Source organism: Bacillus sp. PSXD-155 (genome assembly GCF_049310765.1).
Lineage (GTDB): Bacteria > Bacillota > Bacilli > Bacillales > Bacillaceae_G > Bacillus_A > Bacillus_A cereus.
Genome location: NZ_JBMOWC010000038.1, coordinates 14,237 through 28,858, shown reverse-complemented (window position 1 = coordinate 28,858; position 14,622 = coordinate 14,237). Strand labels below are relative to the sequence as shown.

The window sequence follows — 14,622 nt, the reverse complement described above, 5'->3', positions numbered from 1 at the left end:
GATGAGTGACTGATGTCAGTTAATAAGATAGAAGAATATTGGTATATGTACGCTAAAGAAAATGGGTTAAACATGAGTGTTCCAGATTCGTGGATGTTTGGAGATGGTTCCAAAGAAATGGGAGATAAATTAGGAAGTTTAGTAGTTAAAGGAATCAAAACAGGAACATGCGCTGCACATTGTGTTTATGAGCTTGAAGGGGAAGAAATTCAAAAAGTTGGTCAGTACGATATTGTATTGGATGGAGACAATAATCCATTAGCAATTATAAAATATACAAAGATCGATTTACTAAAAATGAATGAAGTAACAAGTAATTTTGCAAGATCTGAGGGTGAAGGCGATTTAAGCTATGATTATTGGTATAGTGAGCACGTTAAATTTTTCACTTGGGAATTAAGTCGGTATGGACTTAATTTTACTCCAGACTTAATGCTAGTTTGTCAAACGTTTAAGGTAATGGATGTTTATAAAGATTAAACATGAATAAAAATCAAACATGTTTATTTTATATTATGTTTTTAAGCATTTCGTCATGTAAAAAAACAAAATCCCCTTCAGGAAAGCTGCTAAGCTAGCGTAAGGTGCTAAATTCCCTCAAAGTATCTCAAAAGCTGGATAATCATTTAATATTTCTGTACTCTCCAACTTACAACAAAACACATCGCAAAATATTTTTACGATGTGTTTTAAAAGGGAAATCATCATCAAGTTTTTCACCCATATTTTTATAAGGAGTTTTACCATTGAGGATAAACGCCTTCATTTCAAAACAGTTCTTTTCATTTGTATACGATATGTCTCACACATATAGTATACAAATTATTACACTTACTTTTCTTCACCGCTTGCTTGCATGGAATTAAAAGTCCAATTTAATTTCAACGCATCTCCTTGAAATACATTTTGTTCTTCAACGTTATCTACGAATGTAAACATTACATAAAATGTATCATCATCACCTGGAGCAAGTCCATTTCCTTCTCGATCTACAATACCGTTCTTTACAAGATTAGGAATATTTCCATTTTGCGTAGCTACCTTTAATTCAGATAATGTAGTAGACCAAATTGGAACCTCATTTTTATCCAAGTTCCACAAGAAATCAACACGGATATGATCACCAAAATCAGCATTTCCATTATCCCCTTTCGCATCGATTACACTGTAATCTGTCAGGAGTTTCACATCTCCTATTGCTAAGGTTCCTTTGTTTACTAATTGAAAACCACGTTCCATTTCATCACCTGGTTTCAGATTGTCCACATTAATAACAACTTCTGGATTCACACTCAAATCTAAAGTACCCGCCGCAAACGTGTTTTGTGATACTTCCTTATCACTAAAATATGCATATGTTCCCCCGCCAATTAAGGATAAGCCAAGCACTGCAGTTACAACACCCATACCAAGTTTTTTCTTCATACCCATTTCACAAGTCCCCCTATTGTTAAAGTTTAAACTACAAACCTTATTTCCATCCCACAAACAACAATAATAATTAAGCAACTTCCTTGTCCCATAATGAAAGCAAACTTACTTTAAACTAGTTACTTCATGTACCCAAACGACTATGACTCTTAAAATGACCGGTATTGTTACCTTAAATCATTACCGGTCATTTGTTAACCAATCCATTTCATTTAATATCCATTGTCTGATGCCTTTATTTACTCTAGAAGTTTGTCCACTTATTTTTTTGGTTCTAAGCCAATAGAGCGTAAGATTTTATCTAATGTCACTGGACCTACATTTTCTTTCGGTTTCTGATTTTCTTTAGCATCTGGACTCTTTTTCAAGAAGTTTTTCTCAATAAAACGAATATCTGTTTCATCTACAACACCATCTTGATTTATATCTCCATCTTTTACAGATACTTTTCCTTTTCCATACGATAAAGCTGCTATTCTAGCATCTTGAATGTCTACCATTTTATCTCCATTTACATCACCTGCAAGGTTATCATCCATGTCAACTCTAAAGTTTTGTCCCACTAATTCACCGTCTTGCACCTTCCCTATTTTTGTTGTTAATTTACTATTTAAATGACCTGGCATTTCTACGAAAATATCATATTCTTTATCGCTTACTGGGACACTATGAATTTCAAATTGCCCGTTATCACCAATCGTTCCTGTATATTTCTTTCCATCCTTGCCAACTGCGTACACTTTTGCTCCTAGTTTTGTATAGTCTTTCTTACCTAAATACCCCTCTTCATTCAAGAAAGCTTCCGGGCCAATATACCCTGTAATCGTTGAATGTTTCGAAACAATAGCAAAAGATTTATCTTTAAACGCAGGAATCTCAATACCTTCTGATGCAACAGCTTTTGTATAAGAGAACTTCTCTACTCCAAATGCAGTTAAATCATTAAAGTATTCATCGTTCGTCATCTCGAATGTAACATCTAAAAATGGTGTATCTCCATCTAATCCTTTAAATTCTTTTCCTTCTAATGATGCCCCAACTTTCACCTTGTTTTCCCAAGCTCCTTCTTCACTTATCTTCGGATCTTCTAATTTAAGGTTCAGTCCATGTTGTTTTACATATTCCGTAAGTGCTGGATTTGGTTTCACATCTGTAAATTTAAAGAGCTGCTTGTAATAAGGAATTTCAAATGTACCTGACATAAGCTGTTTTACATTATTAAGATTCAAAGTTAATGTAATTTTCTCTCCTAATTTGATTTTATCTTTGTCATAACTTGGAACAGCGTATTCTGTCCCTTCCTTTACAAAGACGTAATCTTTATATCCAGTTGCCATATTCCCTGCAGTTGCAAGATCATATCCAAATAATTTTAAATTTAACGGCTCGTTTATTTCCTCTGGAAGTACTCCAAATTTAAAATCACCATTTGCTTGAATTGTATTCAGCCAACCTGATGGAAAGGCTGAGTTTTGATAATATACAATTTGGTTCGCTTTTTGATCATACTGCAAGCCTTTTGCCTTCAATGCATCTACTGTAGAATCATAAATATTACCATGCACCCATAATGCACGTTGGCCGTCTTCTTCTTTAAACATAGAATCATTGACTTCATGTATACCAGGTTGTACATCCTTAAATTTCATTTCCGGTATAACATTATCAATGATAATGCTATCGCCTTTTGTATACGATTTTCCTTCTTTATCATATCCAACGAAGTTCAATTCGTAATCTCCATCAGGCAACATAACAGGTTTATCCCCAATTGGATGAGCTGGATCTCCTGTGAATGGAAGTACATACCCTCCCATACCAGAAAACATCATATATTCAATATTCGGTGTTAGACTACTTGCATTAAGTGTACCAACGACTCCTAATGCCTTTCCTGTCTTTCGGTCCTTCACAACTGCATCAATAGTTTCAAGAGGACTATTTAGTTTAAATGTCAAAGGCGAACTTGGTCTCTCCATAAACGGATGGAATTTAGATGCATCTGTTGCCATTGCATCTCTCAGTAAATCTACAGACGCAATCCCTTTTTCTGTGAATTTAACTGCAAATGGTACTTGATATACTTCTTTTTCATTGTTTTTATTTGAAATATGAATATAGCCCTCATATCTACCAAATTCAGCGTTTTCTGGAATGATAATTTCAGGGCTAATTTCCTCTGATGTACTAGGAGCTACTTTAATAGAATCTGGTACATTTAGCTTCACACCATACTTCGCTGCATCTTGCACACCTACACTTGTAGATGAAAACTCTACTTCTAATTTAAACTCTTTTCCATCAGTTTTACTGCTGTTCTTAATTAAGACTTTTCGACTATCTTTAATAGGCCCATTTTCAATTTGATTTTTATACCCAAACGCAATAGAACCTGTTTTTTCTTCAATTTCTACTTCTTCATCATCTACAACGTTTGATGTTTTATCGATAACCTCGATAGATGTATCTGCATGAACTGCACGATATGCATCAATTCGTCCAGAGCCCACCTCAAATACAGAACGCTCTTCTTTTAGGTCAACTGCGGTATTCATAAGTGCTTCTTTTACTTCAAATGGACTATAGTTTGGATGTTCTTGTAAAATAAGTGCCGCTACCCCTGCAGTATGAGGAGTTGCCATAGATGTACCTGACATACGTCCATACGCTACCGGATAATTTTCTCCATCTTTTGAATCATTAATATATTCAGGAACAGTTGAGAAAATAGACACACCTGGTGCTACAATATCTGGCTTAATATCATCTGTTTTAGTTGCAGGACCACGGGAGCTGAAATCAGCCAAGTGATCTCCCTCTGTTTTTATATTACTAAGTTCTCCAAATGCTAACGACACATCTCCTTGTACAGCTTTTGCTTGCAATTTCTCACCATCTACTTTTGTTAAGCGGAACGATGGAATAGATGAAGTACTTTCCCCAAGATAACTTGTAATTTCCCCATCTACATTGTTGTATACAATTACCGCCTTTGCGCCTGCTTCCTTAGCATTTTTAATTTTTTCATCAAATGTAATCTCACCACGTTGGATAAGAGCTAACTTCCCTTTTACATCTTTCCCTGTAAAATCACCTGATTTCCCAAGCCCTGCATATACAACCGATAAGGATTGTCCTTTCAAATCTTCAATCTTATCAGTAAAGCTTTTTCCAAGTAGCATCATCTTATCTACATGTACATCACCTGCATCGGCGGAAAACGTTGGAATATTCACTGCAGCGTCACTGGCTCCAACTGTAATTGGAAGTGCTGCTGCACTAGGTGATCCTATAGTACCTTCTTCCGGACCACTATTACCAGCTGCTACTACTGTAACAACACCTGCTAACATCGCATTGTTCACTGCAACAGAAGTAGGATATAAAGGATCATTAATAGACGCTCCTAGTGATAAATTGATAACATCCATATCGTCTTTCACTGCTTTATCAATCGCAGCAAGAATACCGCTTGTTTGTCCACTTCCATATGGACCTAATACGCGATATGAATATAAGTCTACATCTGGAGCAACGCCCTTCACTGCATAATCCACACTATTCTGTTTGTCTGCAGCAATTGTCCCAGCTACATGCGTACCGTGGGATGTATAATATGCACTTCCCTCATAAATCTCAGGATATCCTCCAGAATTTTGCCAATCCTTATACGTTGTCTCCATTGGATCAGCATCATTATTAACAAAGTCCCATCCTTTTATTGAGTTCGGATCTATTTTAGTTGGATCTTCACCTTGTTTTGCACGATACCCTTTATATGCATCTTTCAAATCCGGGTGGTTGTAATCAATACCTGTGTCTAGTACACCTACCTTAATTCCTTTTCCTGTTATTTTTTCATCATGTAGCTTGTCTACACCAATTTGTGGTACACTATCTGCCATTTTTGGTTCAACAGCAGTCTTAGCTGTTTCTTTCGGCAAATCAATTTTAACCTCATGATCTTCCCATACGCGCTTAACGATACCGGTACGAACTAAGTCTTCGATTATATTTGCTGGTAAAGAAATCGCTACACCATTAAAAGCATTCTTATATTCTCTTGTTATCTTTGCAGATTTTACATTTGTCCCTTTCTCTTTATTCTTTTGAAGCTGTTCAAGCTCTGCTTTAAATCCTTTATGTGATGCCTCTACCTTTTGTTCCGCATTTGAAAGAGCTACTTTTTTCCCTTTAGCCGCTTGTTTTAATACCTCTATTTTGCTAGGCGCTTGCTTAAATTCTATAATCACATTCACATTATTAGGACTTGTTGTATTGATACCTGGCGAAATAACAAAACCTGGTTTTGTATCTAACGTTTTTAAGGCATTACGTTGTTCCTTTGTAAGACCTTTTAAGATAGCATTTGCATCATCAATTCCAGTTAAAGTAGATGTATTTACCTCTTCCGCTAATACGTTATATGGAATTCCTTGAGACAATAACATTCCAACTGTTAACGTTCCAATAAGAATCTTTCCAAATTTCCCTCGTTTCATATTACATCTCCCCATTATTAATATTATTTTTTGAAACAAATTGATTCTTAAATTCCCATGTAGCATTGGAAACTCTATTAATCTTAATCTTTTGTATCATGAAAGATTTCCAACACTACTACCATCCCCATACCTCACATAGCTAACCACTCACTTTACTCTTTCTATAAGAGCCCTCCGTCATTTATTTCCAACAAAAGATTTTCACAAAATGAATTATTAACAAGATTAAAATGTAATTCTATTTTTATTATTCCACATTTTGATTATTCTGAAAATTGAACAAAAGGAGTATCTTTTCTCTAAGGATTCTATGCCTACATAGTACAAAAGAACTACCTTGTCCTTTATTCTTTGTAATACAGAATAAAGCGACACGATAGTTCTTTGATAGATTTCTTATTTAATCTAGCGGAACTAATTGATTTCGGACTGCATAAATCACTGCTTGCGATCGACTTTTCACATTTAGCTTTTTAAAAATTTTATTGATGTGAATTTTAACTGTTTTATCACTAATATATAAAACTTCAGCAATTTCTTTATTACTAAGTCCTTTTACTAGTTCAAAGAGAATTTCCTTTTCACGTTCCGTCAGTTCATTTTCATTTGATTCTACTTTCATTTTTTGCTGATGATATGTAATTAATTTTTTAGTCATACGCGGATGAATGACTGAATCGCCTCGATATAACATTCGAATTGCTGCTACTACCTGATCTGATGATGAATCCTTCAATAAATAACCATCAGCACCGGCCTGGAGTGCATCCATTAAATACTCATCATGTTCATACATTGTAAACACAAGTACACGGCAACTCGGATATTTTTTTTTCACTAACTCTGTAGCTTCAATCCCATTTTTCCCTGGAAGATTAATATCCATCAAAATACAATCTGGTCGGCATTCTTCTACTTTTCCCAATACTCCATCCCCAGAGCTAGCTTCTCCAACCACTTTCATATCAGATTCATCCTCTAGTATGCTCCGAATTGCATCCCGTAAAAAAGCATGATCATCTACTACTAATATTTTAATCATTTTACGCACCCCTTGTTTGTGAATCTGGAATTAACAGTGTAATTTCTGTCCCTTTTCCTACAGAACTATCAATCTGTAAAGTAGCCCCTAATTGGTCAGCTTGTTCATTCATATGTAATATACCATAATGTGGCTCATTCTTCGTTTTAACCATAGACTCAAATAGTGAAAAGCCAACTCCATTATCCTTAATCCTTAAAAGCACGTGTTCACTTTGATAGCTGAGTAAAACATCAGCCTTTTTTGCCTGTGCATGTTTTACAATGTTTTGCAAACTTTCTTGTAATGTATCAAATATAACTCTTTCTTTTGAAAAACTAAGCGCACGTGCATGACCTCTTTCATGATATGTAATGTCTAGTTCATATTCTTGTCTTAAAGATTTTATTTTACTTGCTATCGCCTGCTTAAGTCCCAATTGTTGTGTCGGATATGGTTTTAAAGCATAAATAGAATAGCGAACTTCTCCTAGGCTTCCTCTTAAATCTTTTATGCTTTTCTCTACTACTTGCTGCATATCTTTTGGTTTATCACGGTATTTTTTCTGCGCGGATTCTAGTTGGAATATCACCCCGGCTAATGTTTGCGCAATACCATCGTGAATTTCTCGAGCAATTCTATTTCTTTCTTCTAAAATCATTCTTTTTTCCTGTTCAGAAATTAATATCCTTGTTTTAACTACGTTAGCTAATTGGTTAGAAAATGTAGCTAACGACTGTACATCTTCTGGAAAGAAGCCTGCATTTCTACTTTTCCCTGCAACAAACATTCCGACTAGTTCATCATTAACAATAAGAGGAAAATATACAAGTGAGCGTATGACACTTTCAAATATTTCATCTCCAGGAGCCGTACCAATTTTCCAATCATTAAATACAAGGTTTTTAGAAAGTCCCTCAAACGCATCGTAATTTTCTAAATGATCAGAAATATCAAGACGAACTTTCCCATCTTTTAATAGAATATTCCAGTTTCCATCATCTTTTGTCCATATTACATATGCTTGTATGCCAAAAAAACCTTTAAGTGCTTGTTTAATATGCTTCAAGTTTCCTCCGGTTAATCCTCGACTAATTTCGGTCGTAATAAGAAATAACTCATATAATCGTTCTTTCTCCATCCTTATCCGTACAGAAAAAGAACTAATAACGGAAGTTGCTACAAGTGGAAAAAAGAAAAACAGTACTGTAACTTCGTTTACTTCCACACTATATGTACTAATTAGTACATGCATCAGTGCCGCATAAGAGAAACCAAAAGTTTCGCAAAGAAATACCGTAATAGTTTTTTTATACCATTGGTAAATTGAATATGGCTGCGGAAGAAGTATCATTAACAAATCGTAAAAACGATTGTTGAAAAAACAAAAAAACACGCAAAATAATAACAAAGATATTAAATTCTCATACAGAACTGACATACCTATCTTATTAATTATTAAGGACATACATTTGTCTGAAAACCATTTGGCAAAGATCAAACTAAGTGCATGTTGAGTACTATTAAATAACATTCTTTGTATCGGTGAACGACGATGCATGTGAATAATTAGCGTGACAAGTACAATAGCAACAATAGTTATATGGATTCCAAACTGCCAACTCATAGCGTAAATTATCGGAAAGGTAAGCGAACTAGTTCCTCTCCAAAATCTTACAGGAAAATACTCTGCAATCCCCATAAAAAGTAACAACAATATTAGTATTGTTAGATGAGAAGGGATTTTAATTTCAAGTAAAGATATAGTTATAGTAACCAAACCAAGAAAAGAAATAAAATAAAGATAAAAACTAGCAATCTTTTCTCTCATAAAGATAGAATTTACATCTTTCAAAACAACCCCTTCTTTCCTTATAAAAACTTCATTTTCTCTATTATCCAACAAAAAACCGGCACTGGCAAAATGGAAGGACATCCACTAGCCAATCACCGGCTGTGTACTACACCTAAAAAGGCAAGACACAATACTAGTATATATCAGTTTGTGAAGTTTACCCATTAGTCAAATGGTGTAATTGTACATACTTTTAGACTTAGGTCTACTAGTACAAAAGATGTATACGCAATTTAAATTTTGATTCACTAAAAAAATTCTAAGAAAAATAGGAAGGCAATCGTAGTAAATACTTATCTATATTAATTTCATCTAAATCTTTAGGTTATGTATGTGTCAAATACTCCCCATCTAATATTTGCAAATAACCCATGAGATAATCTCCTTATATACTATATATGAAGTTTATCACTTAATATTTATTGAAGAAAAAGCGATGCATACAATAATCAAATCTAATTAACATATTATTTGATTATCGGTAGCGAGATTAAAGAGACTCCCTACTCTCAGGAAGGAACCTCCAATTCATATTATTCCCCCTATTTCTATGTTTCTTATTTGATTCTAATTAACTAACTGATTAGGGTTATTGCAAATCAAAATAATAAAACCACATCTCCAATTATTAGATAACTATCTAATACATTGGAGGTGCGGTTCACTTAGATCATTGATGTTTCAGCTATTCTCTTTATTTGAAAATTACATCTACCATACTAATTTAATATTATATTCCTGAAGCCAACTATTAACTTGAAGTAAATAATCTATTATACCTCGTGCATCATTACCTGAAATTACTTCGTCTTTTCCTTCTGCAATAGCACGAACTCTTTCTACATTAATTAATGGCAAAATAGGTGATTCAGGATTGTTCAACACATGTAACATCCAATCACTAATACCTTGTACATAAGAGGCATCCTTTGTGCTTGGATATGCACTTTTTTTGCGATAACGCACATCTTCTGGAAGTACATTTTCAAAAGCTCGACGTAAAATACCTTTTTCAATATTGTCTATGCTTTTCATTTCGAATGGAACATTCCATAAGTATTCTACAAGCCGGTAATCGCAAAATGGAACTCGTACTTCAAAGCCATTCATCATACTTGTGCGATCTTTTCGTTCTAGCATAAATGGCAAGAAACGTGTAATAAACATGTAAGACATTTGACGTTGCTTCATTTGCAGATCACTTTCACCTTCTAAAAAAGGAACCTCAGCAACCGCATCTCCAAATTTTTGTTTTTGATATTTTTCAGGGCTAATCTTCGCTTTAAAATCCTCTGATAGAATTTCTGTGCTATACCATAAATTAACACTCCAAGGGAATATCTCTGCATCTAGAAACTTCTCTTGATGGAACCATGGATATCCTGAGAATACTTCATCTGCGGATTCGCCTGAAAGTGCAACTGTTGCATCTTTTTTCATTTCCTTAAATAACAAATAAAGAGACGTTTCTAGTTCTCCAACTCCAGGTAGATCACGCGCTCGCATTGGAGTTAATAAATACTCTATTAAACTATCTGATCCTACCTCTATAGAATGATGCTTTGTTCCTACATATTCAGCCACACGTTTCACCCAAGGCTCATCACGATCAAAACGAAGGAAGTCTTGCTCAAAATCTTTTTCATCATTGATGAAGTTCAGGGAATATGTATGAAGACGTTCCCCTTTATTCCCAAATTCGTTTCCTGCTAAACCTGTTAAACCACTGGAATCTAAACCTCCGGAAAGCATAGATACCACTGGTTTATCAGCAATTAACTGACGTTTAACCGTATCTTGTAAAATGGAGCGGATTGTCTCGACTGTTGTATTAATATCATCTACATGTTTTTTACTTTCAAGTTTCCAATACTGTGTCGTAGTCGAGCCATTAGAGGTAAACGTCATATAATGGCCAGCACGCACTTCATGTATATCCTTGAAAATAGCATGACCAGGAGTACGTGTTGGTCCAAGACAAAATATTTCAGAAAGTCCTTCTTTATTTACCTCAGCATCTACAAGTGGATGCGAAAGTAAAACTTTTAACTCTGAACCAAAGAGAATTGCGCTTCCCCTTTGAGCGAAAAATAACGGCTTCACGCCTAGATGGTCACGACCAAGCATCAATTTCCCAAATCTTTCATCCCAAATACCAAAAGCAAAAATCCCATTTAAGTGTTGAACACAATCTTCTTGCCATTCTAAGTAAGCGTGTAGTAATACCTCTGTATCCGATTTGGTCTGAAATTCATGACCTTTCTCCTCAAGTTCTTTACGTAATTCTTGATAGTTATAAATTTCTCCATTGAACGTAAGGCCAATCGTATCATTTCCATCTTTATACAGCATAGGTTGAAGGCCACCTTCAGGATCAATGACGATGAGACGTCGATGACCTAATGCCGCTCGTTTTGAAAACCAATGCCCCTCTGCATCTGGTCCTCGGTGAATGATAGCATCTGTCATTTTTTTTAACGTTTCTTGTTCATGAGACAGGTCTTTAGACCAGTCTATCCACCCTGCAATTCCACACATAGTGTCTACCTTCTCTCAAATAGTATAGAAACCGACTAAAATCAAATATCAGTCGGTTTTCCGTAAAAAAATCCGACTAAAAACATCTTTTAGTCATGTTTATATAATAAAATGAATTGAACAAAAAATCAAATAATTCAATCAAGAAAGAAATCACTTTCCCCTTCACTTGAATTCTCATCGTCCGATTAAAAAATTATTACCTCAAACTTTCAACTTTATCCCTAGGTTATAAAGTTGCATTCTATTATAGTTATATACTAGAAATAAGAATGGTGTATGTTATTCTATAAGAAGCAAATAGAGGACTTTCTATTAGGAGTTACAAAATTAAAAATGAACTGATACAGAATGTAAAAACTGAAAACTCGCTAAATATTTCAAGGATAGGGTGTAGACAATGATCAAATTAAAAAAAGAAAATAAAAAAATGAAAATCATTCAATCTGCCACAATACTGTTCTCTACGCGTGGTGTCCGTAACACAACGGTTGATGAAATTGCAAAGACAGCTAAAGTTGGTAAAGGTACTATTTATTATTACTATACAGATAAAACTGAAATATTATGCGACTGCTATATGCGTCATATTCAGCTTAAACGCTCACAATTATTTAATTTATATAAAGAAGAAAAAGATGTTTTACTTCGAATACAAAAAATTCTTCATTATATCAGCCTAGAATATCATCAAGATCCATTTGTTTCTACACTCTTTCAAGAATATAAAGAGTACCATTCACCTGAAATTACAACTTGTTTTAAACAATCTGAAGAAGAAGCAATTAACATGATAAGTAAATTACTCGAAAAAGGTTATCAGCAAGGGGCTTTGCATAAGGTCCCATTACCGCTTACAGCTTTTATGTTAGTACGAATGATTTTTAACTACGAACAGGATTATATAAAAGATGATAAAAGTGATACAGAATTTCTGCAGTTGCTAAAACATATGCTTCTTAAAAACTAGTTTTAACCACATACAAAAAATAAGTGCGGTGCAATTATATGAAGAAGAACGTGAATAATGGCGGTTTTTTATGAGTTCTTTTCACTCTAGACAAACATACGAAATATCCAACGCTTATGTAAAAATGAATGAAAAAATCATATAAATTTTTCTGAAATTAGAAAGCCTATACTTAAATCTACAATAAAATAGTTCAGTAAAAAGAGCGTGTTTTCATCTATCTAAACACGCTCTTACAAATATTTAAACCCTATATGAATTGCTTATTCCATTCTGATTTTCTTTTAACTAATATATCTCTTTATATACGATTATCATGCCAGAAGTTTATTGGAAAATGATTGTTCTCATCATAAGCTTCAAATTCATACCCTTTTTCTCTTAATCCTTTTATAATTGCTGGAACTGCCGCAACAGATTGTGGATGAATATCGTGCATTAAAACAATTTCCTTTGAAGACGTCGCACCTGCTAAGACATTTTGAACAATTTTTGCGGCCGCTACATCCACAGGTAATTTATTGTATTTCCAATCTAGAGAATCAATTGTCCAATCCCATACTTTTAAATTATTTCCGACCACTTCATTTCGAAGTGATTCATTTAATCCAGGCATTGACCCATATGGTGGGCGTGTTAAATTCGGGGAGTTTCCAATAACATTTCTAATTAAAGATTGATCCTCTTTCATTTCCTTCACATATTTCTGATTGGTGTATAACTTTTTAAAATCATGTGTCATACTATGCATGCCCACATAATGGTTTTCTACATGCTCTCGTTTCACTAAATCTGGGAACCTTTTCACATTATCGCCAATTAAAAAGAACGTTGCTTTCACATCATTTTTCTTTAATACATCTAATAGGTTAGCTGTATATTTTCCTGGTCCATCATCAAAAGTTAAATATGCAACTTTTCTTTCTTTACCATCAAAACGATTAGGTATTGGTTTTTTTAATTCATTTTTAGGTAGACTGCTCACTTGTTGAACACTGTTTCCCTCTTCCGCATTTACCAGCTTAGGATTTGTAATAGATTGAAACATGTAATACCCTATTGCTACTAATGTAATAGCCAACAATACACTTATAATTCTTTTTTTCTTAAGCTTAATTTTCATATTATAATCTTCTTTCTATCAAATCATTCCACTTTATGTCGTTTAGTTTTACTATCCTATTAGCTTATTAAGTTTTTTAACTTAACCAATCTCAATTTTGGACTAATCATTTTAATAATCTATATAGGTGAAAATTAGTGCCCTGCACTAACGTTCATGGCATTTCCTATAATAGTTAGAACTACTGGAAATAATACTGGTCCTAAGGTAAGGACAATGTTTAAAAGTATAATAAAACTATATAGTAAGCTGTAATTTTTACTATTACCGTTTTCGAATACTAGGATGACTAATGTTATTACAGTAATTAAATGTAGTAATAAAATTATCAACCAATAATACATCATTATAGTAAGATTCCACTTTCCTAATAGTTGGTATGTTACCCCTATTATTATCCCTAATATAGTAACATTAAAGGAAATAAACAAAGTTCTTTTTAGTATTTTAGGAAATGTTTTGTGATCCACAGTTTTATTATATAAACCGATTAAAATGCCCAAAGATAGATATGCTAGTAATAGCCCTACCCAATTCCAGATCCAATCTTGATCCCCCATTAAATTAAACAAAAGCGAAAGGATCCCTCCTACTGCAAAAATCGAGGAGATCATAATACTATTTAAAGCTGATTTCATACTTTTTTCACTTCCTTAAAAATTTTACAATACAGCATTGAAGTCTACTCTTAAGTTGTCCTTTACTTATTAGAATCCTTTTCATTAAAAATCTTGTATGGGAATCCCATCATATAATCCGGTCATCATACCTATTAGCATATACGAAGAATGGGTAGCCCAGCAAAAATTACATGTACATGATCCCATACCATAATTTTTAAACTAAACGAAGCTCCACCAAATCCTACTCCACATGGTAGATATACAAATAGAGGATGCGATCCATCAACTTTTATTTGTATATCAATTATTCAGACGAGTAGCAACTACTGCATTACCTTAACATACATGCTTTGATTTTTCATCGTTAATAAAATAGCACATTTGATTCTTATTAACTTATGTTCCTCCTTCTTCTACTGCTTTACTATAACCAGCTGTATATTCAAAAATAGTAGCCCCTTTGTTTCTAAGTAAATCTTTTTCCCACTTTTTCGCAGCTGCTGCCATATGTACATACAATATTTTAAAATTAATCATAATTTATTATAATTAAGTA

Annotated in this window: 10 protein-coding genes; 2 read left to right on the top strand and 8 right to left on the bottom strand. The window is 33.9% G+C overall.

Annotated features, from left to right (window positions below):
* Window positions 1-12: 12 nt before the first annotated feature.
* Entirely contained in the window at window positions 13-480 is a 468-nt protein-coding gene (locus tag ACO6VI_RS25815) for an ASCH domain-containing protein (protein ID WP_000115719.1), read from the top strand.
* A 351-nt stretch (window positions 481-831) separates the two neighbouring features.
* On the opposite strand, the gene ACO6VI_RS25810 is transcribed toward ACO6VI_RS25815, so the two are convergent.
* From ACO6VI_RS25810 to asnB, 5 genes are all read right to left on the bottom strand, one after another.
* The gene (locus ACO6VI_RS25810; protein WP_063547325.1) at window positions 832-1,431 is read right to left on the bottom strand and encodes a TasA family protein; all 600 of its coding nucleotides are present in this window, start codon (window positions 1,429-1,431) and stop codon (window positions 832-834) included.
* A gap of 260 nt (window positions 1,432-1,691) precedes the next feature.
* Window positions 1,692-5,933, bottom strand: coding sequence for a S8 family serine peptidase (locus ACO6VI_RS25805; protein WP_088020325.1), 4,242 nt, complete (start codon window positions 5,931-5,933; stop codon window positions 1,692-1,694).
* Between the two features lie 403 nt (window positions 5,934-6,336).
* On the bottom strand, window positions 6,337-6,978 hold the full coding sequence (locus tag ACO6VI_RS25800; RefSeq protein WP_016100091.1) for a response regulator: 642 nt from the start codon (window positions 6,976-6,978) through the stop codon (window positions 6,337-6,339).
* Between the two features lies 1 nt (window position 6,979).
* A complete protein-coding gene (locus ACO6VI_RS25795; RefSeq protein ID WP_063549312.1) occupies window positions 6,980-8,812 on the bottom strand; it encodes a GAF domain-containing sensor histidine kinase in 1,833 nt (610 codons plus the stop codon).
* A 711-nt stretch (window positions 8,813-9,523) separates the two neighbouring features.
* The gene (gene asnB, locus ACO6VI_RS25790) at window positions 9,524-11,350 is read right to left on the bottom strand and encodes an asparagine synthase (glutamine-hydrolyzing) (RefSeq protein ID WP_063547323.1); all 1,827 of its coding nucleotides are present in this window, start codon (window positions 11,348-11,350) and stop codon (window positions 9,524-9,526) included.
* 400 nt (window positions 11,351-11,750) lie between these two features.
* On the opposite strand from asnB, the gene ACO6VI_RS25785 reads away from it, so the two are divergent.
* Window positions 11,751-12,320, top strand: a complete 570-nt coding sequence (locus ACO6VI_RS25785; RefSeq protein WP_016077693.1) for a TetR/AcrR family transcriptional regulator — start codon at window positions 11,751-11,753, stop codon at window positions 12,318-12,320.
* 301 nt (window positions 12,321-12,621) lie between these two features.
* On the opposite strand, the gene ACO6VI_RS25780 is transcribed toward ACO6VI_RS25785, so the two are convergent.
* The 3 genes from ACO6VI_RS25780 to ACO6VI_RS25770 all read right to left on the bottom strand — a co-directional run bounded on the left by ACO6VI_RS25780 (window position 12,622) and on the right by ACO6VI_RS25770 (window position 14,603).
* On the bottom strand, window positions 12,622-13,443 hold the full coding sequence (locus ACO6VI_RS25780; protein WP_063547322.1) for a peptidoglycan-N-acetylglucosamine deacetylase: 822 nt from the start codon (window positions 13,441-13,443) through the stop codon (window positions 12,622-12,624).
* A 134-nt stretch (window positions 13,444-13,577) separates the two neighbouring features.
* Window positions 13,578-14,081: a DUF3902 family protein gene (locus tag ACO6VI_RS25775; RefSeq protein ID WP_000833540.1), complete on the bottom strand. Its 504-nt coding sequence runs from the start codon at window positions 14,079-14,081 to the stop codon at window positions 13,578-13,580.
* Window positions 14,082-14,462: 381 nt separating this feature from the next.
* Complete coding sequence (locus ACO6VI_RS25770; RefSeq protein WP_063547321.1) at window positions 14,463-14,603, bottom strand: hypothetical protein; 141 nt, start codon at window positions 14,601-14,603, stop codon at window positions 14,463-14,465.
* Window positions 14,604-14,622: the final 19 nt, after the last annotated feature.

Bases quoted from the DNA above. Each gene is read 5' to 3' on its own strand.
- ACO6VI_RS25815 (WP_000115719.1), top strand. From the start codon at position 13: ATGTCAGTTAATAAGATAGAAGAATATTGGTATATGTACGCTAAAGAA.
- ACO6VI_RS25810 (WP_063547325.1), bottom strand. From the start codon at position 1,431: ATGGGTATGAAGAAAAAACTTGGTATGGGTGTTGTAACTGCAGTGCTT.
- ACO6VI_RS25805 (WP_088020325.1), bottom strand. From the start codon at position 5,933: ATGAAACGAGGGAAATTTGGAAAGATTCTTATTGGAACGTTAACAGTT.
- ACO6VI_RS25800 (WP_016100091.1), bottom strand. From the start codon at position 6,978: ATGATTAAAATATTAGTAGTAGATGATCATGCTTTTTTACGGGATGCA.
- asnB (WP_063547323.1), bottom strand. From the start codon at position 11,350: ATGTGTGGAATTGCAGGGTGGATAGACTGGTCTAAAGACCTGTCTCAT.
- ACO6VI_RS25785 (WP_016077693.1), top strand. From the start codon at position 11,751: ATGATCAAATTAAAAAAAGAAAATAAAAAAATGAAAATCATTCAATCT.
- ACO6VI_RS25780 (WP_063547322.1), bottom strand. From the start codon at position 13,443: ATGAAAATTAAGCTTAAGAAAAAAAGAATTATAAGTGTATTGTTGGCT.
- ACO6VI_RS25775 (WP_000833540.1), bottom strand. From the start codon at position 14,081: ATGAAATCAGCTTTAAATAGTATTATGATCTCCTCGATTTTTGCAGTA.
- ACO6VI_RS25770 (WP_063547321.1), bottom strand. From the start codon at position 14,603: ATGATTAATTTTAAAATATTGTATGTACATATGGCAGCAGCTGCGAAA.